Below are 19,602 nucleotides of genomic sequence, written 5' to 3' on the forward strand. Positions count from 1 at the left end.
CGGGGGGGGGGGGGGGGGCCCCCCCCCCCCCCCGCGGCCCCCCCCCCCCCCCCCCCCCGGCCCCCCCCCGCGCCGGGGGGGGGGGCGGCCCCCCCCCCCCCCCCCCCCCCCCCCCGCGCCGCTGTTCGTGGTGGCAGAACCGGCGTTCGACCACGTTGCGGCCGCAGTAGTCGACTCGATCGAACGGCCACCGAGCACGGCGACGACGATGCCCGGCCTGATCGGACGCGTCCGCACCGATTCGTGGCGCCGCAGCAATCCGGTTGGTGCGGAGGAATGCGCTTTGTCGCTGCGTACCCGGTCCGAACGGGTGCGCGGTGGCCCGCGACCGGCGGGGGACCTTCAGATGGTCGAGAAGTCAGACAAACCCTGGCCGTCCATGGCAAATGGAAATGCCCGGTGCGACATCGATGTCGCACCGGGCATTTCCTTTGCTCCGAAATCACATCACAGACGGAACCCGGGTGGAGTCCGCGAGGCCGTCGACGACGTCCTGGCGGCGCTGGCGAGATTGCTTCGGCATGTTCCAGCCGAGCACGCCGGTGACGTTTCCGTCCTTGCGGTACCGCGCGACGAATCGGCGAGCCGACACATCCCCGTCGACGATCTCCACCTCCGCATCGGTGGGGATGATGCCGTGTACCTGGATCTTCACGTCGAACTGGTCGGTCCAGAAATACGGCACGGGGACATACGGTTCGTCATCCCCGACGATGACACCTGCTACCGCTGCTCCCTGTTCGGTGGCGTTGGTCCGGTTCTCCAGGCGGACAAGTCCACCGAACTGCTCGTGGTTCCATCGAGCCACGTCACCGACGGCATAGATGCCATCAGCGGCTCGACAACGGGAGTCGCACACGACGCCGTTGTCCAACTGCAGGCCGCTGTCCGCCAACCAGGCGGTGGTCGGGATCGCCCCGATCGCCACCACAACGACATCCGCAGGAAGAACCTCGTCCGTCGCCAACCGGACGCCGGTGACCCGACCGTCGGCTTCCGTCAGACCCGCGACACCGACGCCCAGCCGCAACTGGACCCCGTTGTCCCGGTGCAGGGTCGCGAGCAGTTCCGACACCATCGGACCAACCTGCAGCGCCATCGGCGCCGGCTGCGGTCCGACCATTGTCACCTCAGCACCCAGCAGCCTTGCAGTGGCAGCAATTTCGGATCCCAGAACGCCTTCACCGACGACAACGAGCCTGGTGGCGGGTACCAGATCGGCCCGTAGGGCAAGGGCATCTTCGAGCGAGCGCAGCACGTGCACTCCGCCCAGCCCCTCACTCCCGGGTAGGACTCGGGGTCGTACTCCCGTGGCTACAACTATCGCGTCGCTCTGCAGTTCCCGGCCGGATACCGTCCTGACCGTCCGCGTGGCCACGTCGAGACCGACCGCCGGATCACCGAGAATGAAGTCGGCACCCAGGGCGCCGAGGGCTTCGTCGGTCCGCAGCGCAGCCCGGCTGGACTCCCACGCACCGGAGAGAACCTGCTTGGACAGCGGCGGGCGATCATAGGGTGCGTGTACCTCGTCGCCGAGGACGGTAATTCTGCCCGAGTAGTTCCTGCGCCGCAGCGCTTCCACGGTGGAGAGGCCTGCCGCAGAAGCGCCTACCACCAACACGGAATCCGGAGACGTCATGCGTAGCTCCCCAATCAACTCTCTGTGGTGCATGTACCAAATAAATTAGACCAAACGTTACAAACAATCAAGCACAAGAATGGCGAGTGCGGACTTGCCGTCCGCACTCGCCGTGACTCGAACTCTCTAGGGCTGATCGGGATTGAGCTGAACGAACAGCCCTTCCGCCTCCGCGCACACCACGGCCCCGTCGCGCAGTTCGGCACGCACGATCCGCTTGCGTCCCTCCTCACTGACGAACCATCCGTGCACGGTCAGTTCGGTGCCGATCGGGGTGACCGATCGGAAATCGGTGTGCAGGTACGCGGTCCTGGCATGCGGTCGTCCTGCCGAGTTCGCCAACCGGCCGAGGACCTCGTCGAACAAGAGCGGGATGGCGCCACCGTGTACCGCTCCGTTGCCGCCCAGAAAATAGCGGCCGAACCGGACCGTCCCCCAGACATTGTCACGGTCGGCCTCCTTGACGACAAAGGCCGGCGACATCGTCTGCCCTCGTCCGTGCTGATCCCGGAGGTGACCGAAAACCTGATCACGCTCCGGAACTGCCATCGGTGCGAGTCGCTGCCCCCACCGTTCCAGATCATCACGCAGGGCGGTCACGGTGTCGGCATCTGGCCGAGCCGCCGTGACGTAGTCCAAGAAGTCGCGCAGTCGCGAGATCATGTCGCCGTACACGGTGTCGTTCTCGTCACCCGGCTTCACCAATGATGCCCACGAGGCGGCCACCGGTACGGGGTCCAACTCGGGCATGCCGATCCCGAGCGACGCGTCGTCGTCACGGATCACCGTGCTGATCGGCACGACCGCATCCTGTACGTAGTCCTGAGATGTCATCCGTACTCCCCTTTTCCAAACCCGACCGCTCGCTCGCTCGTGTCCGGAACTCGAGTTCCGGACACGAGCGAGCGCAGCGTCACGACAAATCGTCAGAACCAGAAGTACTTTGGTCCTGATGGAGCGCTCCGATCGACGTTCTACTCGTTGTGACGAAGACGCCCGTCAGGCCCGATCGGGTGAAGGCGAAGGTCACCAGATCCCGGTCGCATCACTCCGCGATGCTGCCCGTGTGAAGCCGCGCGAGACGCAGCCCCTCCTCCTGGTCGGGAGCGGTGATGTTCCACTCACCGCACGAGCACCAGCACGTGTAGTGATCCCCGTCGGGAATGATTCCCTGACCGTCGCAGGACCCGCCGCTGTTCGCGATGCTCGACATGAAGTCGAGCGGCTTCTCCTCGAGTGCGCTCTCGTAATCGTCGGCCATGTGTCAGCCCTCGCCTGCGGTGTCGACCCGGAAGATCGGCAACAGCCAGCCATCCGAGATGGGATGAAAGTCGACGGTCAGATTCATTCCGATGTGGACATCCTCGGGTGCTACATCGACGACGTTCGTGACGAGTCGTGTCCCGGGGGCATCCGGGAGGTCGACGACAACCGGCACCAGAGTCAGATCCGGATACCCGGGAAACTTGTGCACGACCGCGAAGCTGTAGACCGTCGCGCGCCCGGACAGTTCCACCCAGTCCATCGACGTCGACTGGCATTCCGGACAGAACGGTGTCGGCGGCAGCCGGAAAGTCCCACAGTCGCTGCACTTGGGTGCCACCAACCGACGCTGCTTCGCCGCCTGCCAGAACGGCTCGGTCGAGGCGTCGGTGGCGATGCGGACTCTCTCGGTCGGCAGAACCGAGGCGAGGCGTGATTCGGTCATCGGTCACGCCCCAGGATGAGGCCGCTGATCGGAAGAGCCGCGGGCCCTCCGGTGACCAGTGCGTACTCGGCGTCGTCGACCTGATTGATCGCCGTCCCGCGCATTTGCTCGACTCCCTCCAGAATGTGGGTCATTCCGATGATGTACGCCTCGGACAGCTGTCCGCCATGCGGATTGACGGAGACTGCCCCCTTCTTCTTCTTACGCGAGTAGCGGATCGCACCGCTCTCCACGAAGGGCCCACCTTCGCCCTTCTCACAGAAGCCGTAATCCTCGAGCTGCATCACGACCATCGGGGTGAAGTGGTCGTAGATCAGTGCCACGTCGATGTCCTGCGCCGTGAGCCCGGCCTGCTTGTACAGGCGGTCGGCCACCGACTTGTGGCCGGAGGACGTGAAGGTGTCTGCGGGCATGCCGTACCAGGTGAATCCGCGTCCCCAGTCACGTGATCCGCCGTGAGCGGCAGACACCACCGGGACCGGCTTCTGCTTCAGATCACGGGCGCGTTCCGTCGACGTCGTGATGATCGCGATCGCACCGTCCGTCTCCAGGCAGAAGTCGTAGACGCAGAGCGGCTCCGCGATCATGCGACCGTTGAAGTACTCCTCGCGGGTCAGCGGCGTCTTCTGAATGGCCTTGGGCCGGTTCAGTGCGTTGTTGCGGGTCGAGATCGCGACCTCGGCGAATGCGTCACGGGTGGTGCCGTACTCGTACATGTGACGACGCGCGAGTACCGACATCAGGTGGCCGGGCCCGGCCAGTCCGGACGGCTGCACGAACGATCCGAGCGGGGTCGGCGGCTTGGCCGAGATCACGGTCCCGAGTCGCTGTTGCACCTGCTGCAGCGCCATGACCGTCACCACAACGGATGCATCTCCGGCCACGATCGCAGCGCGGGCAAGGCCGATCGCTCCGGCCGAACCGCCGCCACCACCGGTGAGGGTTGCCGTGAATCGGACCTCGGGGATACCCAACGTCTCCTGGAAGTCGACCGTCTCCATCTTGTCGCCGTAACCGGCACCCGCGCCCGAGTAGTAGGCGAAGCCGTCGATCTCCTTGACGGAGATGCCGGCATCCTCACACGCGGCCAGAATGGCTTCGCCGGCAAGCTGCGTGATGCTCTTGCCCGCGGATTCGCCCCGTCGGTAGTAGGGCGTGGCGCCGACGCCGACGATCGAGACGTCGCGGCTTCCTGAATCCTTACGCATCAGCGTCACACTCCCGTCGGGCAGGCCGGAACGTGCGGGAACAGCTCGAAGAAGGCGCCCTGGGTGATCCGCAGGCGGGTCTCCTCGGAGGCGCCGTCGAACAACTGCTTGAGGGTCTCCTGGGTGTGCCCGAACGTGCCCTCCATGTGGGGGTAGTCCGAACCGAACATCACGTTCTTGTAGCCCATGGCGTCGTGTGCCGCGACAGCCGTCTCGTCGTGCTGGAAGGAGGCGTACACCTGCGTCATCAGCGTTTCCTTCGGATCACGCTTGAGCTTCGGCCGCACCACCATGCTGTGCTGGCGGTAGCCCTCGAGCATGCGATCACCCAGGAACGGGATCCAGGTCGCGCCGCCCTCGGAGATCAGCACCCGCAGGTCCGGATGCCGGTCGAGTGCACCGGACGCTACCAGCTTCATCGCGGCCCGCTGGCCGGAGAAGGTCGTCTCGGCGTAGTTCATCACCGCGCCGCCGGGCCCGCGATACACTACACCCGCGCCGCCGGCGGTCACATCCACCGGGTCCGTGCCGATGTGGAAGGCGAGAACCATGCGGGCGCGTTCCGCGGCATCCCAGAACGGCTCCCAGTCGGGACGGTGCCAATCCGGCGCGCTGGGGTGCGGCGTGGTGGGCAGGTACACCGCCTTGAAGTTGTTCTCGGCCGCCCACTCGAGCTCCGAGACCGCATCTTCGACCCGCAGCGTCGAGACCTGCGCTGTCACCACGTAGCGCTCCGACACGGAGACGAGATCCTCCAGTGCCCATTCGTTGCTCGCGCGCATGCATGCCTTGAGCAGCTCAGGAGTCCGGAAGGTCGAGGACCACATACCCAGCGAGGGGAAGATGACCTCGGCCCACACACCCTCGTGATCCAGGTCGGTGAGGCGCGCCTTCGCGTCCCGGATGCCGACCGCCTTCCGGGTCTCCTCCAGGAAGCTGACAGCCGCCGACGTCGGCAGCTTGCGGCGGAACGTCTGCCCGTCGACAGTGACAGTTTCGTATTCGCCGTCCGGGTCCTTCACGGACTTCGGCGTCAGATCCGCGAGCGCCTTCGGCAACCTGGTCGTCCACAGGTCTTCCGGCTCGAGAAAGTGCGAATCGCCGGAGTTGGTCCAGATCTTCTGCATTGCACAGTCCTCCGAGGTTGGGCCGCACACATGCGGCGGAGTGTTGCATCGACTATCTCACTAAGTTAGCGAAGTGTCCATACTTTCTAAGATATTCACATTACCTTTGAGTGAGCCTCGAGGCATCATGGAGTCACCCGCGCCAACCAACGGACCGAAGGAGAGCTCGACACATGCCACTCGACAAAGGTGCCGTCAGCCCGCGACGCAGGCACACCACCGGCGAAGCGACCCGCGAACTTCTGATGATCTCGGCGGAGCGTCTGTTCGCGTGGCACGGTGTCGAAGGAGTCACTCTGCGGGAGATACAGATACAGGCCGGCCAATCGAACTCCTCGGTCATCGCCTATCACTTCGGATCGAAGGCCGGTCTCGTACGATCACTCATCGCGTTTCGCTACAAGACCATCGACGCACGACGAACCGAGCTTCTGGAGGAGGCGCGCGCCGAGAACAGCCTCGGCGACCCCCGGACGATGGTGTGGCTGATCGTCCGCCCACTGGTGGAGAGCATCGACCGCGGCGAGATGTTCGTGCCCTTCCTCGCAAAGCTGAACGAGAACCCGCTCTCGCACGGCGAGTACTGGCCGAGGCAGTTCGAGAACGCCACCGTCGACGTCTCGAGCCAGATACCCCTCGATGTGCTAGCCGATATGCCGGAACGAGTCAGGCGCGGCCGCGAGGTCCAGCTCTACAACAGCGTGCTGCACATGCTCGGCGATCATGCACGCAGGCAACAGCACATCAGTGAGGCGCGGCTGAGCAGCTACGTGGACGGGTGGGTGGGGATGTTGACCGCGTCGGTCTCAGCAAGCACTTCGCGCCTCCTGAAGTCCGACACGGCCGTCCCCTTCATCCTCCACCCTGCGACGGAATCAACCGACGACTGACGCTTCCCTCAGCTCTGCGATCCGTGCGGCGTCATAACCGATCTCGTTCAGCAGTGAGTCGGTGTGCTCGCCCAAGGTGCACCCGGCGTCGGCCTTCACAGCAGACCTCGAGAACCTATTGAGCGGAGCCAGGCGCCGGTGCTCGTCGAACACGGGACTCACGGCGTTGGCCGTGTACCCGGCGTCGTGGAACTCGTCGGTCTGCATGCGCCACTCCGCCGACTCCTGGGAGACAGCAACACAACCGACGTCCTGTGCCGTCAGCAGCGCCTCCCACTCGTCCTTGTTCCGTGTGGCGAAAATACTGCTCAGCACGGCCACCAGCGCCTCGCTGTTCGCATTCCGCGACTCGTGATCTGCGAACCGCACGTCAGCGATCTCGCCATAGCCGGAGAGCGCCCGGACCAGTGGAGCCCACTCGTCCACCTCCGGCGCGGCCAGGAAGACCCAGCCGTCGGCAGCCCTGTACATCCGGTACAGCGGGCCGAGCCCGCGGAACTCGGCGTCGACGCGTGCCGCCTCCGGGCGACCCTCGTAGCTGGCGTTCCGCGACATCAGGATCTGCGTGCAACTCCCCAACATGGTCGTGACGACGTCCGACATGACGATTCCACGCCGCTTCGCGTAGATCGCCAGCATCAGCGCGGATCCCGCACCGAGAGCGGCCACACCATCGGACTGCACCGCCGGGACCGTCCCACCGGCATAAAGACTACGCGCGCCGGTCAGAAGCTCCTCGCGATCCTCGGGCCCCTGCCTGACCAGCGGAGAATCGGTGACCGACACCCCCGACGCCGCGCCCATCGACGGCGCATAGGCCGGCCGCGACGCGTACGGGCCGTCGACGCCGTAGCCGACCGCGTTGAGGTACACCAGATCCGGTTTGATCTTTCTCAGGGACGCCTCGTCGACACCGATGCGCCGGGACGCGCCGGCACGGTAGGTCTGCAGCACCGCGTCACACTGCCGGACCAGCCGATGCAGGATCTCCCGACCCTCGTCGGTGCCGAGATCGACAGCAATGCTCTCCTTACCCTGCAACACCTTCGCGCCACCGGCCTCGGGGAAAGCCATGATCCCCCGGGTGAGGTCGCCGTCGAGGGGCTCGATCTTGATCACTCGCGCACCGAGATCCGTGAGCACGGTCGCCGCGTACGGCCCGGCGTACATCGCCCCGAGTTCGAGAATTGTCACACCCTCGAGCGGGTACTTCGTGTCACCGGCCGCACTCACGGCAGCCACGAGATCCTCGACAGCAGACAAGGCCGCGAACTCGCGAAGTTCTGCGGAATGCTCACCGATGCCGGGAGCGCGGCGCACATCGGTCAGCGGCTTCCCTGCCGCATGGACCAGCGTCGAGGGCTGACGCACCGACCCGAGGGTTGGGTCCTCGACCGTAACCACTCGTCCCTCGTGAACCAGCTGCGGATGATCGAGTGCCTCGTCGGGGCTGCGGAACTGCTCGGCCGCCACGTTGGGGTTGCGTTCGAAGGTGCTCTCCCACTCGGCAAGCGTGCGCTCGCCGACCTTGGTGATCATCTTGTTCCACCACTCGAAACGCAGGTCCGCATCGGGAAGCGCCGGGAACCCCGCCCACTTCGGGTCGGTCAACTCCTCGGCCATGCCGAGCTCTTCGATCCAGGCCTGTAGCAGCCGCGGTGCGCTCTGCGAGTACTGCAGCCACGTCCCGTCCTTCGTGGCGGCAATGAGAAGCGCGAACATCAGGCGGGACTGCGGCCGACCCTGGTCGTCGAAAGCCGCGACCTGGGATTCGAACGCGTCCGGGTAGCGGTGGAGAATCAACTCGTAGAACCAGTTGTACGGGTCGTAAGCGCCGACACCGGTCACCATGTTGGCTTCCACGACCTGCCCCCGGCCACTGCCTTCACGCTCGAACAGCGCAGCGAGAATGCCCTGTACGGCGGAATGCGCTGCGCCGAACGAGGCGTAGGGCACCGAAACGTAGGTGGGGTCGGGTCCCGGCGTGAGTTGACGCTTGGAATGGAAGATGCCGCACTTGGCCATGACCAGCGCTTCGTAGCTCTTGTAGTTGGCCCATGGTCCCGTGGTTCCCCAACCGGTGATGGTTGCCGCGACCAGGCGCGGGTACCGCGCGGCCAACTTCTCCGCGGTGAATCCGTGGCGCTCCAACTCTGCGGGCCGCATGGTGGTGACGAGGACGTCGGCCCGACTCAACAGACCGTCCAGCACATCGAGATCCGCATCGGCGTCCAGGTCGAGAGTGATGCTGCGCCGAGACCGAAGCAGGCCCGGCCAACCTGGTTCTCGCCGCACCGGGCTTCCGCCGGGCGCCTCCACAAGAATGACGTCGGCACCGGAGTCAGCCAGGAATTGGGTCGCCTGGGCACCGGCCAACGTCGTGGAGAGATCGACCACGACCAGACCGGCAAGGGGTGCAGATCTGGTGCTGTCAGTTGAGTCGGTCATGATTCACCTTCGTGCTGTTTTCGTGATTTGGACAGAAAGCCACGGCCACCGAGGCTCGTTCAGCCGGCCCGGACCGCAGACAGGGTTCCACCGTCCACCAGCAGATCCGTGCCGGTAATGAAGGATGCGCGGTCCGACGCGAGAAACTCGATCGCGTCGGCGGTTTCGACCATCGTGCCCTCACGCTGAAGAGGCGTGTTCCGGAGCAGTTCGAGCTTGAGCTCACCACTTTGGCCCGAGAATTCCCTGGCACCCATGGGGGTGGCGATCAGTCCAGGCGACATGGACACGATGCGTGCGCCCTTGGCCCCCCACTCCGTCGCGCGCCGCCGACACATGCGGTTGATCGAGAACTTCGACAGCCGGTACGCCTGAACGGGCTGCTTCTCCGGCACCAGGGCTTCCAGTCGTTCGATGAAGTCCGGGGCCAACGGGTCGTCCAGGACCGAGATGATCTCGGCGGAGGGCGGATCGGATCGATGAGCGGCAAGCGAGGACACGAAGATCGCGGCAGTGCTCTGCGACGCCAGCTCGAGGCACATGCGTTCGATGTGTGTTGCACCGATCAGGTTCACCGTCAGCAGCGTGCGCCAATCCGCGACGGACGGCGACAGTGCAGCCACGTGTGTGAGGGTGCGTAGCTGACCCCGTTCGGCAACGAATTTGCCGAGCTTCGCGACGGATTCGGGATCGGTGATGTCGCACTGCGTCACCGTCACGTCGATGCCGTCCTCGCGGAGCAACGCCTCACGGTGCGGGTTCTTGTCTGCGGACAGGCTCGCAAGGATGATTCGGTGCGACTGCCCCAGCCGCCGCGCAGTCGACATTCCCATGCCGCCGCCGCCGACCACCAGGGCGATGGGCAGATCGGGACGCTCGCTGACTCCGGTTCTCATGGTTCCTCTCTCTACTTCGCAGAGCTCGTTCAGCTTTCCTACCTGACGAGTCGAACAACTCAGACGGTGAACTCTGCTGATCCTTCGACCACCACGGCACCGTCGAGCTTCCGCAGGGCGATCGCCAACTCCACGAGATCCTCGCCGTCACGTTCGAAGAGTCGAACCACTTCCGCGGAGGCGACCAGCTCGTCTCCTCGGTACACGAGATTGGTGAAGCGTGTCCGGAATCGCCGGACCGTGTCCTCCCCGAAGTGCTCCGTGCAGTATCCGGCCAGCCAGCCCGCGCCGAGCATCCCGACGCTGAAGGCGGCCGGAAATCCCGCCGAGCGTGCGAGTTCGTCGTCGTGATGCATCGGATTCATGTCACCGCTCGCACCCTGGTAGCGCACGATGTCGGTCATGGTGACCGGACCGAACACTCGCGCCGGCAACTGCTGTCCCAGAGTCAACTCCGTCATGACTTCCCCTTCCGCACGTACGCGGACGTGTACCAGCATTCGGCTCGGACCTTGTCGTCGTCGCCTGCGAAGGACACGACGAAGCGAACGATCACCATGGGACCGCTCCGGCCTTGCTTGATCCGGACGTCGTGGAGCCGCTCGGATGTCCACAACGTGTCCCCCGCTCGCGGCGGCGGACCGTGGAAGACGTACTCCTGCTCCAGGGAGAGCAGGCTCGTGATGTCGAGTGGGACGCCCGCAGTCTCACACGCTTCCGCGACCTCGGGAGAACGCACTGTGTCGCCGATCTTCTCCCAGTACACGACGGTCGCCAGGAAGGTCGGCGGAATCGAACTCGCCGGGTTGTCCAGGTAGGCCGGCCTACCTGCACCGGTCGCGTGGGCATACTCCCTGACCTTGCCCCATTCGACTGGGAACTTCACCATAGGTATCTCTCACTCCGCGATTGGTTCTGCAGTACACCCACGGTCCGACCGCGCGGCGCCACCGGCAGGATGCACTCGCCACCCTCGCCGGCCCCTGTAGTTCTCTTGCGCAGCCTCGTTCGACCCAGGATTCTGATTTCTCTGGCCGCCGATCCTGCCGTACACCTCACCAAACAGTTAATTATCCGTGTCTTCGCACGAGCAAGAACCCTTGCAACCGAAGCACCACCGAAACACTAGGCGCGACCTCAAATCCTGACGCCGTCGATTTTCCATTGGATGGAACGAACCGACCGACTCCCCTCGGCACGGTGCATTCCATCCAACGGAACTGGCGAATGACACGTCCAACCGCCTTCGACACACTTCGACCATGGCAATCGAGCACTACAGTCTGCTGTCCGAAGAAGGCTGGGCGGACAGCTCCGTCGACCAGGTCTTTCCCGCGAACTTCTGGAGCGATGGCGGCGTCGTTGATGCCGCCGAGGTGGAGAAGGCCCTCAAGGGCAACCTGCGGATCTCGACCAAGGTGGACACGTCCTTCCACGTGAACGGGCTTCGCCTCGCACCGGGATTCTCGCTTCCCCGTCGCCGCAGCAACCTCGACGGACAGGTCATCGTGCTCGGCGGCCAGTTCACCATCACCGGGGAAGAGGACGGTGCCACGGTCAGTGGCACCATCGGTCCGGGTGAGTTCTGGACGATCACGGCAGGCACGCCTCATGTCATGACCGCGGGCCCCGAAGGAGTCACCTACCTCGAGACCTGGTCCGAACCACTCGAGAAGCTCGAAATGTACTGGTACGAGGCCGACTGGGCCGATCGCTGACCTGTCCCCTCGGCCGCGTTCACCCTTGACGCGACCTGCGAGCGGGCCCCCGGCCGTGTATCCACGACCGGAGGCCCGCTCGTCTTCTAATCGGAGACCGTCAGGTACCGCGGGTCGTACGGCCCGATCGTCTTGGCGTAGTCCATATCGGTGCTGAAGTGCCCGACCTTGTCGCTCATCACCCATGGTGCCGTCGTCCACGTCACGGGTGCGCCCCATGCCTCCTCGACGAGGTACCGGTTGAGCTCGACCGCCGAGGCATCCCGTTCCTCGGCGCTACGCCGCGGATCGGTGGCATCGGCCAACAACTTCTCGTACTCAGGCGTCACACCCGCCGGATTCGTTCGGGGTCCCCACCGGTAGCCGGAGCCGGCGGTGAAGCCGGTACCCATCGTCGAGACCTGCACCATGGCCGATGCATCGCCACGGCTGAAGGACTGCGGGCCCTCGAGTCCGTCCTTCACGACCGGCGTCATCTTGATGCCTGCCTGCGCGAACTGCTCCTGCAGGACGTCCGCGACGCCCGGCGTGACCGTGCTGATGACGATGACCTGCCCCAGATCGATGCCGTTCGGGTGGCCGGCCTCGGCGAGCAACTTCTTGGCCTTCGCCGTATCGAAGCTGTAGACGCCCTCGAGCGACGCGTCGTAGCCAGGCAGTCCTGCACGCGAGTACTGGTAGCGGGCCTCGGAACCGGGGAAGAGTGCCTCGACGATCTCCTCACGGTTGTATGCGTAGTTGATCGCTTGTCGTACCCGCACGTCGTCGAGTGGTGCGGTATTCCGGTTCAGGAAGAGCTCCACACCGGTGCCGCTGGGGATGTCCACATTGACCAATCCCTTGCGCCCTTCGAGGGCGGCCGCCGTGCCGGGCACGAGCAGGCCCAGATCGAGCTGGTGACCGGCCATGGCATTGGCGAAGGCCTGGGTGTCGGGAATAGCCTGGTACTCGATGCGGGCTACCTTCGCAGCGTCCGCATCCCAGTAGTCCGTCCGGTCGCGGACGACGACGAGCCGCTCTCCGGGGGCGAAGGATTCGACCGAGTACGCGCCCGAACCGTTCGTCTCGGTTGCCGGGTTGCCGTTGGCGATCAGATCGGGATGCATGATGAAGCCCGCCATCTCGGCCAGAATGAACGGAACGACGTCCGTCGGCTGCGCCAGCGCGAGTGTAACCTGATACGGGCCGGTCACTGCGACGTCCACCACCGGCTTCATGCGCGCCTTCACCGACGGACTGTCCAGCGTCCGGGCCCGGTCCAGGTTCGCCTTGACGACCTTCCCGTCGAGGGGTGTGCCGTCACGGAAGGTCACGTCCTCCCTCAGGTCGAGGATCAGCGAGCGGCCATCCTCGGAGTATCCGAAGTTCTTGACCAGCATGCCTTCGACCGTGCCGTCGGACTTCACGGTGAACAGCCTGTCGTAGATCATGTTCAGACCGAAGCGGAACGACACGATCTCACTGGTCGCCATGTGCGGGTCGAGGGTCTGGGGAGCGGTGGTGAACCCGGTGCGCAGTGTCGCCTCGGTGTTCGGGGCACCCGAGCCGGCGGACCCGGAGTCGGTGCCACCGCATGCCGCGAGCAGCCCCACTGCGAGGAGCGCGGCAACCGCACGGATCGTGCGCTGTCGTATCATATTCAGCCCTTCTTCCGGGAACACTTGGGTTGCGCTGCCTGACAACTCGGCTGCCTGGCAACGTGCACTTACCGTGCAGGGCGGAACGTCCGTCTGCTGGGATGCGACGCCGGGATCGCGGACAACAGCGTCCGGGTGTACTCCTGCTGCGGCTTCTCGAACAGCGAAGCCGCATCGGCACACTCGACCAACTCGCCGCGCTTCATGACGGCGATACGGTCTGCGATGACGCGAACCAGCGACATGTCGTGAGAGATGAACAGGTAGGCGAGATTCCGTTCCTGCTGCAGTTCACGAAGCAGGTTGACGACATGGGAACGGATGGACATGTCCAGCGCAGCTACAGGTTCGTCACACACCACGAGCTCGGGATCGGTGACGAGGGCGCGGGCAATCGCGACCCGTTGCAACTGGCCACCGGACATCTCGTACGGGTATCGCTCCAGATGGTGGGCAGTCAGTCCGACCCGGTCCAGGAGCGTTGCGATGCGCTTGGCGCGATCAGCTCCACTGTAGCCACCCTGGGCCAGCATCGGTTCGGAAATCGAATACCCGATCTGAGCACGGGGATTGAGCGACTTGAACGGGTCCTGGAAGATCATCGTCGCCCGCGCCCTGACCTTTCGGAGGTCGGACGCACTCATCGCCGTGATGTCCTCACCGAGAACCTTGACCGACCCCGAGGTGGGCTCGATCAGTCGAAGGGCCAGCCTGCCCACGGTCGACTTGCCTGCACCGGACTCCCCGACGAGGGCGAGCGTCTCGCCGCGCCGCACCTCGAAGCTCACTCCGCGTACCGCGTCAACGGTTTCGGTGACGCGGCCGAACAGATTTCGTCCGGCGGGGTACGACTTCGTCAGGCCCTCGACGGCGAGTGCGGTGACGTCTGCGTCGAATCGAACGCTCTCGCGCGCAACGCTCATGGTTGTGTCAGTCATAGAACGCGTCCTCCAGCGAGATCTCGCTGGTGCGTACGCAACGCGCGAGATGGTCGGGTCCGGTAACCGAGAGCGGGATCGGTCCTTCGGTGCACGAGTTCTCCACGTACGGGCACCTCGGTGCGAACCGGCAGGAATCCACGAACTCGTGCGGGGGCGGCACCCGTCCAGGTATGACGCCCATCTTCTCGGCATGCCGTACCGGGTCGGGCATCGCGTGCAGGAGCCCGGCGGTATAGGGGTGCCGAGGATTGTCGAACAGTTCGAGGATGGGTGCATCCTCGACGATTCGGCCGGCATACATGACCGCGGCCCGGTCACACACTTCCGCCACGACACCGAGGTCGTGGGTGATGAGCACCACGCCGAGACCGAGTTCCATCTGGAGTTCGTGAATCAGGCCGAGCACCTGCCGTTGCACGGTGACGTCCAGTGCGGTGGTCGGCTCGTCGGCAATCAGTACATCGGGATCGCACGACAGTGCCATCGCCAGCATGACGCGTTGGCACATGCCTCCGCTGAACTGGTGCGGGTACGCGTGCGCGCGCGTCGCGGGATCCGGTATGCCGACCCGCTCGAACAGTTCGACTGCGCGAGCCCATGCTTCCTTTCGCGAGCACCTGCGGTGCCGGCGAACCGCTTCGGCGACCTGGTCACCGACCGTGAACGCCGGGTTGAGGCTGCGGCGCGGTTCCTGGAAGATCATTGCAACCTCGGCACCGCGGGCCTCGTCGATTTCCTTCTCCGAGAGGGTGTTCAGGTCACGGTTGTTTACGTAGGTGGAGCCGGATGTGCGTGCATTGCGGGCGAGCAGACGCATGATCGCAAGCGACGTCACGGTCTTGCCGGAGCCCGATTCCCCTACCAGTCCGACGGTTTCGCCTCTTCGCACCGTGAACGAGACGTCGTCGACGATCCGCGTCCAGCCGTGATCGGGTGTGTCGAAGTCGACGCACAAGCCCTCGACCCGCAGGACCGTGTCCTGGATCTGTACCTCGTCGGCGATGACGGTCATGCCTTGCTCCCTCCCTGACTGCCGACCGCGTCGCGCAAGCTGTCACCGAACAGGGACAGCAGCAGGATCGAGACGATGATCATGACGCTGGCCGGAACGATGGTCCAGCTGTTGATCGCGAGGTTGTCGAATCCTTCCTTGACCATCGAGCCCCAACTCGCGGTCGGGGGTTGAACGCCGAGCCCGAGGAAGCTGAGCCCGGATTCCGCGACGATTGCAACGGACACTCCGAATGAGATCTGAACAAGCAGAGGCGAGAAGATGTTCGGTGCCACGTGCCGCGTCATGATCCGAACCGGACCGGCGCCACCGGAACGAGCGGCTTCCACGAAGTCCTCGCTGATGACTTCGCTCGTACTGACCCGCACCAGCCGAAAGAACCTGGGCGCCAGCAGCACGCCGACGGCGACCATCGCGTTGGTCAGGCTGGGCCCCAGGGCGCCGACGATGGCTACCGCGAACAGCAGCGGCGGCAACGACATCAGGACGTCGAAGACGCGGCTGGTCACCGAGTCGAGGGGACCGCCGAGGAATCCGGCGAGCAGTCCGAAGCCGGCACCGACGGCGAGACCGATGCCGACCGCGAGGGCAGCGGCGGCGAGGTCGACGCCGGTGGCAACCATGAGTCGGCTGAGGATGTCACGGCCGACCGAGTCGGTGCCGAGCCAGTAGTCACCGCTGGGGCTTTCGAGCCTGCGCAGCAGGTCTTGTGCCGTGGGATCCTTTGGCGTCCAGAACTGCGCCAGAACGCCGATGAAAACCAGGCATGTCAGGCCGGCGAGGCAGATCATGCCGACCCGATCCTGCAGTAGGCGTTTGACCGTCCGGCCGGGCGTGTACCCGAATATCTTCTTGGGGGGCTTTGCAATCGTCATGGTGGTCATCGGTTTCGAATCCTCGGGTTCAGGTAGCCGTACGAGATGTCGACCAGCAAGGTCACGAGAAGCACGATCACACCGCTCACCAGGACGACGCCCTGCATCGTGGGGATGTCGCGGGTCAGGACGGCGGTGACGCCCAGTTGACCGAAGCCCTGGATGTTGAAGATGGCCTCGACGATCACGGCAGCACCGACGACTCGTCCGACGTTCAGGCCGAGCACGGTGACGTAGGGAACCGCGGCATTCTTCGCGGCGTGCTTGCCGACGAGCATCATCTTGCTCAGGCCCTTCGCGCGGGCGGTGCGTATGTAGTCCTGCTCGAGTGCATCGATCATGCCTCCGCGCGCCTGTCTCACGAGTTCTGCGAGGCTGATGCTGGCGATGGCGATGGCGGGAAGTGTCGCGTACAACAGCCACTCACTCAGACCATCACTCAGCGGTGCGTATCCGGTGGGAGGGAAGAGCTGTAATCCGTCCAGTGCGAACCACTTCACCAGGATCGCGGCAAGGACGAAGGGAGGGACGGCGAGGAGGAACACCGAGGTGCCGGTGAGGAGCCGGTCGAAAGCGCTGTCACGCTTGACGGCAGCGAGGATTCCGAGCGGGATGCTCAGGATGACCACCATGAGCATCGCAAACAGGCCGATGGAGAGTGTGCGCGGAAGCCTGCGGGCAATGATGTCCGTGACGGGCTCGTTGGTGGCGAACGACACTCCGAGGTCCCCGTGCAGGGCGTTCCACACGTAGGTCAGGTACTGCTGCCACATCGGCTGGTCGAGGCCCAGGCGTACGCGCACTGCCTCCACTGCCTCGGGCGATGCATCTGGTCCCGCAATGATCGCGGCGGGATCTCCGGGTGCGATCTCGACGAGCAGGAAGACGATGACGGTCAGGATCAGAAGCATCGGAAGGATTGTCAGTAGTCGTGATGTCATGAACCGCAACATGAATAGCCCTCCATCCAACCATGCGTGCAGCACGGATCACCACACGGAATACAAGCGGGAAGGTCAACCGAAGGGATGATTCCCTCGGTTCGCACAATAGTGAGGTACATCACTTCGGTTGTCAATTTGACTTAGTCAACGAGGTAGGACGTGTTTCAACTGCGCCTGACCGCAGCGACCGTGGCGGCAGTGTTGCAGCGGACGGTTGTGTGTCGTATCTCGTTGCCGCAGAGCTGTTTTCGAGTTGTTTGATGTCGAGCTCGACAGCATGCCGCCGCTCGTGGTGCTCGCAGTCGAACACCGGAGGCCGCCCCCCCCTGGACACCGAGCCGGCGCAAGTATGCGCGATTGGCAGCACCGCTGTACGCACGATCCGCCAGCACCGCGCCCTGACGGCGCCGCGGCCGATCCTCTTTCTGCACCCCGATCGCGACTGGATCGTCGGCCCGGGTCCGGTTGTGCTTGCGGAAACATGAAGCGAGGAAACGATTCCAGCCTGGCCAAGTGTGATGTCCAGGTAGGTTGTTCCGGACTCTGTCCGGTGAGTCGACCTGACAGATGAAGGCCTCCGGCTGTGAAGTGAAGCTGTCCGGTGTCCTACGCCGGAATTCGCTATCAAATCGTTGTCGGGCGCGACCAGCGTGTGGCGAGACATTCTCTGTGCGCTGGGAGACGATTCCGACATGGTGAGTGCTCGTCGTCCGAAGGCGAATTGGTGTTGACCGAGCAGCAGCGAACCGCGTTGGTCCGTTGGGAGCGGCGAAGGTCGAGCGCGCAAGGATTGGCGTTGCGTGCTCGGATCGTGCTCGCGTGCGCGGAGAGCTCGTCGAATACGGATGTGGCTGCGCGGTTGGGTGTGTCGAGGACGACGATGCGCAAGTGACGGCAGCGGTTCGTCGAACGAGGGTTGGACGGACTGCTCGACGAGCCGCGCCCCGGTGGGCCTCGCTCCATCGCCGACCAGCAGATCGAGGACATTGTCGTGGCGACACTCGAACGTCAGCCGAGAGATGCGACGCACCGGTCGCGCGCATCGACGGCGGCCGAGAGCGGAATGTCGAAATCGACGGTGGGTCGGATCTGGAAGCGTTCGGGCTCGAGCCTCACCTGGTGGGCACTTCAAGATCAGCAATGACCCGGTGTTCGTGGACAGGGTCCGCGACATCGTGGGGCTGTATCTCGATCGCCCCGGAGCAGGCGTTGGTCGTTCGTGCACACCGTCGTCGATGACCACTGCCGTCTTGCCTACGCCGAGATCTGCACTGACGAGAAGGCTGCGACCGCGATCGAAGTTCTCCGGCGGGCCGTGGCATGGTTCGCCGACCGTGGCGTCACCGCCGAAAGATGCTCTCCGACAACGGATCCTCCTGCCGGTCGTACCTCTGGCGTGATGCCTGCGCCGCCCTCGACGTCACTCCGAAATGGACTCGCCCGTATCGGCCCCAGACCAACGGCATCGGACCGACGCACAGTGGTCGGTGTTGGACTCCGTTGCTGCCTCGGGAAGGCAGGCAGGCGTCCACCGAAGTGGACGAAGCGGGTAGCTGGTCGACGGGATCCGATGGCGGACCGACCTGGGACACCGTGGCGGACGACGTCCCGTCCCGGTACAGACCGGGGCAGACGGTGTACGGGTCGTTCCCGCGCTGGCAACGCGTGGGTGTGGCCGATCTCCCGACTACGTTGCAGACGGATGCCGACGCCGCCGGTGCGATCGAGGTGGCAGGTCAGCGTCGACTCGACCATTGCGCGGGCACACCAGCATTCGGCGGGTGCTCTTCGCGACGGCCCTTGCCGCTGCGTCCGGAAGGTGCGATGCCCGACTCCGGATCACGAAGCCACGAAGCTTCGCTCTCGACCTCACGGCGTGGCAAGCGGTTCTGTGGGTGACGTTGAACGCCGCTGCATGGACCATGCCATGCAGCGGCGTTCCCCGGGGCCTATGCGGTCCCGGGACGGCGATCCGTTCCGCGAATTCTCTGCCGGCGGTGGAACGGAAGCACCATCTCACGTCCGAGGCCCCGGCTACCCGCGGGTGACGAGGGCCCCCTTCCCGAGTGATCGAGAAGTGGTTGGTCAGGCGAGTCCGTACTCCGCGAGAGTGGCGGCGTGCTTGACCTTCGCGGCGGCCAGCCGCGTGGGGATGTGTTCGGTCGGGAACAGGCTGTCGGTCGCCTCGTACTTGGCGAGGACACCGCGGGCGACGGCGACCTTGTGGACCTCGGTGGGGCCGTCGGCGAGGCCCATCGACAGGACGCCACCCCAGTAGTGGTGCAGCGGGGTCTCGATCGTGGTTCCGAGCGAGCCGTGCAGCTGGATCGCGCGGTGGATGATGTCGTGGTACACCTTCGCCATCGCGACCTTGCACATGGCGATGTAGGTGCGGGCCGTGCCGTGCGGCTGGGTGTCGATGACCCAGGCGGTCTTGAGGACCAGCAGACGGTACTGCTCGAGCTCGATCGCCGAATCGGCGATGAACTGCTGCACCAGCTGCTTCTTGGCCAGCACCTCGCCCTGCGTGCGACGCGACAGGGCGCGCTCACCCATCAT

At 64.8% G+C, this 19,602-nt stretch carries 19 protein-coding genes and 1 pseudogene; 4 read left to right on the forward strand and 16 right to left on the reverse strand.

Going from position 1 to position 19,602, the window contains the following annotated elements; all coding sequences use genetic code 11:
* Positions 1-442: 442 nt before the first annotated feature.
* From ACFYVR_RS19030 to ACFYVR_RS19055, 6 genes are all read right to left on the reverse strand, one after another.
* Positions 443-1,672: an NAD(P)/FAD-dependent oxidoreductase gene (locus ACFYVR_RS19030; RefSeq protein ID WP_387475963.1), complete on the reverse strand. Its 1,230-nt coding sequence runs from the start codon at positions 1,670-1,672 to the stop codon at positions 443-445.
* 93 nt (positions 1,673-1,765) lie between these two features.
* Positions 1,766-2,473 carry a PaaI family thioesterase gene (locus tag ACFYVR_RS19035; RefSeq protein ID WP_387475965.1) on the reverse strand — a complete coding sequence of 236 codons (708 nt, stop codon included), beginning with the start codon at positions 2,471-2,473 and terminating at the stop codon, positions 1,766-1,768.
* A 211-nt stretch (positions 2,474-2,684) separates the two neighbouring features.
* Positions 2,685-2,900: a hypothetical protein gene (locus tag ACFYVR_RS19040; RefSeq protein WP_387475968.1), complete on the reverse strand. Its 216-nt coding sequence runs from the start codon at positions 2,898-2,900 to the stop codon at positions 2,685-2,687.
* 3 nt (positions 2,901-2,903) lie between these two features.
* Positions 2,904-3,347: a Zn-ribbon domain-containing OB-fold protein gene (locus tag ACFYVR_RS19045; RefSeq protein ID WP_387475970.1), complete on the reverse strand. Its 444-nt coding sequence runs from the start codon at positions 3,345-3,347 to the stop codon at positions 2,904-2,906.
* Positions 3,344-4,555: a thiolase gene (locus tag ACFYVR_RS19050; protein WP_387475972.1), complete on the reverse strand. Its 1,212-nt coding sequence runs from the start codon at positions 4,553-4,555 to the stop codon at positions 3,344-3,346. The genes ACFYVR_RS19045 and ACFYVR_RS19050 overlap by 4 nt, the downstream gene beginning before the upstream one ends.
* Before the next feature lie 5 nt (positions 4,556-4,560).
* Complete coding sequence (locus ACFYVR_RS19055; RefSeq protein ID WP_387475974.1) at positions 4,561-5,682, reverse strand: amidohydrolase family protein; 1,122 nt, start codon at positions 5,680-5,682, stop codon at positions 4,561-4,563.
* A 173-nt stretch (positions 5,683-5,855) separates the two neighbouring features.
* Between ACFYVR_RS19055 and ACFYVR_RS19060 the strand changes: the two genes are divergently transcribed.
* The gene (locus ACFYVR_RS19060; RefSeq protein ID WP_387475976.1) at positions 5,856-6,572 is read left to right on the forward strand and encodes a TetR/AcrR family transcriptional regulator; all 717 of its coding nucleotides are present in this window, start codon (positions 5,856-5,858) and stop codon (positions 6,570-6,572) included.
* Here ACFYVR_RS19060 and ACFYVR_RS19065 read toward each other — a convergent pair.
* From ACFYVR_RS19065 to ACFYVR_RS19080, 4 genes are all read right to left on the reverse strand, one after another.
* Positions 6,558-9,020 carry a CoA transferase gene (locus ACFYVR_RS19065; RefSeq protein WP_387475978.1) on the reverse strand — a complete coding sequence of 821 codons (2,463 nt, stop codon included), beginning with the start codon at positions 9,018-9,020 and terminating at the stop codon, positions 6,558-6,560. The two genes, ACFYVR_RS19060 and ACFYVR_RS19065, sit on opposite strands and share 15 nt — an antisense overlap.
* Before the next feature lie 59 nt (positions 9,021-9,079).
* Positions 9,080-9,871: an SDR family oxidoreductase gene (locus ACFYVR_RS19070; RefSeq protein WP_387475980.1), complete on the reverse strand. Its 792-nt coding sequence runs from the start codon at positions 9,869-9,871 to the stop codon at positions 9,080-9,082.
* Positions 9,872-9,975: 104 nt separating this feature from the next.
* Complete coding sequence (locus ACFYVR_RS19075) at positions 9,976-10,377, reverse strand: MaoC/PaaZ C-terminal domain-containing protein (protein WP_387475982.1); 402 nt, start codon at positions 10,375-10,377, stop codon at positions 9,976-9,978.
* Positions 10,374-10,805 carry a MaoC family dehydratase N-terminal domain-containing protein gene (locus tag ACFYVR_RS19080; protein ID WP_387475984.1) on the reverse strand — a complete coding sequence of 144 codons (432 nt, stop codon included), beginning with the start codon at positions 10,803-10,805 and terminating at the stop codon, positions 10,374-10,376. Before ACFYVR_RS19080 ends, ACFYVR_RS19075 begins: the two co-directional genes overlap by 4 nt.
* A 373-nt stretch (positions 10,806-11,178) precedes the next feature.
* On the opposite strand from ACFYVR_RS19080, the gene ACFYVR_RS19085 reads away from it, so the two are divergent.
* Complete coding sequence (locus ACFYVR_RS19085; protein WP_387475986.1) at positions 11,179-11,634, forward strand: hypothetical protein; 456 nt, start codon at positions 11,179-11,181, stop codon at positions 11,632-11,634.
* Positions 11,635-11,720: 86 nt separating this feature from the next.
* On the opposite strand, the gene ACFYVR_RS19090 is transcribed toward ACFYVR_RS19085, so the two are convergent.
* From ACFYVR_RS19090 to ACFYVR_RS19110, 5 genes are all read right to left on the reverse strand, one after another.
* Complete coding sequence (locus tag ACFYVR_RS19090; RefSeq protein ID WP_387475988.1) at positions 11,721-13,271, reverse strand: ABC transporter substrate-binding protein; 1,551 nt, start codon at positions 13,269-13,271, stop codon at positions 11,721-11,723.
* A gap of 68 nt (positions 13,272-13,339) precedes the next feature.
* Positions 13,340-14,209: an ATP-binding cassette domain-containing protein gene (locus ACFYVR_RS19095; RefSeq protein ID WP_387475990.1), complete on the reverse strand. Its 870-nt coding sequence runs from the start codon at positions 14,207-14,209 to the stop codon at positions 13,340-13,342.
* Positions 14,202-15,224: an ABC transporter ATP-binding protein gene (locus tag ACFYVR_RS19100; protein ID WP_387475992.1), complete on the reverse strand. Its 1,023-nt coding sequence runs from the start codon at positions 15,222-15,224 to the stop codon at positions 14,202-14,204. The genes ACFYVR_RS19095 and ACFYVR_RS19100 overlap by 8 nt, the downstream gene beginning before the upstream one ends.
* Positions 15,221-16,108, reverse strand: a complete 888-nt coding sequence (locus ACFYVR_RS19105) for an ABC transporter permease (RefSeq protein ID WP_387475994.1) — start codon at positions 16,106-16,108, stop codon at positions 15,221-15,223. The genes ACFYVR_RS19100 and ACFYVR_RS19105 overlap by 4 nt, the downstream gene beginning before the upstream one ends.
* Positions 16,105-17,085 carry an ABC transporter permease gene (locus tag ACFYVR_RS19110; protein ID WP_387475996.1) on the reverse strand — a complete coding sequence of 327 codons (981 nt, stop codon included), beginning with the start codon at positions 17,083-17,085 and terminating at the stop codon, positions 16,105-16,107. Before ACFYVR_RS19110 ends, ACFYVR_RS19105 begins: the two co-directional genes overlap by 4 nt.
* Before the next feature lie 874 nt (positions 17,086-17,959).
* Between ACFYVR_RS19110 and ACFYVR_RS19115 the strand changes: the two genes are divergently transcribed.
* Both ACFYVR_RS19115 and ACFYVR_RS19120 read left to right on the forward strand, forming a co-directional pair.
* Positions 17,960-18,187, forward strand: coding sequence for a hypothetical protein (locus ACFYVR_RS19115; protein ID WP_387475998.1), 228 nt, complete (start codon positions 17,960-17,962; stop codon positions 18,185-18,187).
* Positions 18,188-18,196: 9 nt separating this feature from the next.
* Positions 18,197-18,507: pseudogene (locus tag ACFYVR_RS19120) on the forward strand (DDE-type integrase/transposase/recombinase); the annotation flags it as partial.
* Positions 18,508-19,128: 621 nt separating this feature from the next.
* Here the strand turns inward: ACFYVR_RS19120 and ACFYVR_RS19125 are convergent.
* Positions 19,129-19,602: acyl-CoA dehydrogenase family protein (locus tag ACFYVR_RS19125; protein WP_387476000.1), on the reverse strand; the 474-nt coding region annotated here is incomplete at its 5' end.

This window comes from Rhodococcus sp. NPDC003318, assembly GCF_042879035.1.
Classification (GTDB): domain Bacteria; phylum Actinomycetota; class Actinomycetes; order Mycobacteriales; family Mycobacteriaceae; genus Rhodococcus_G.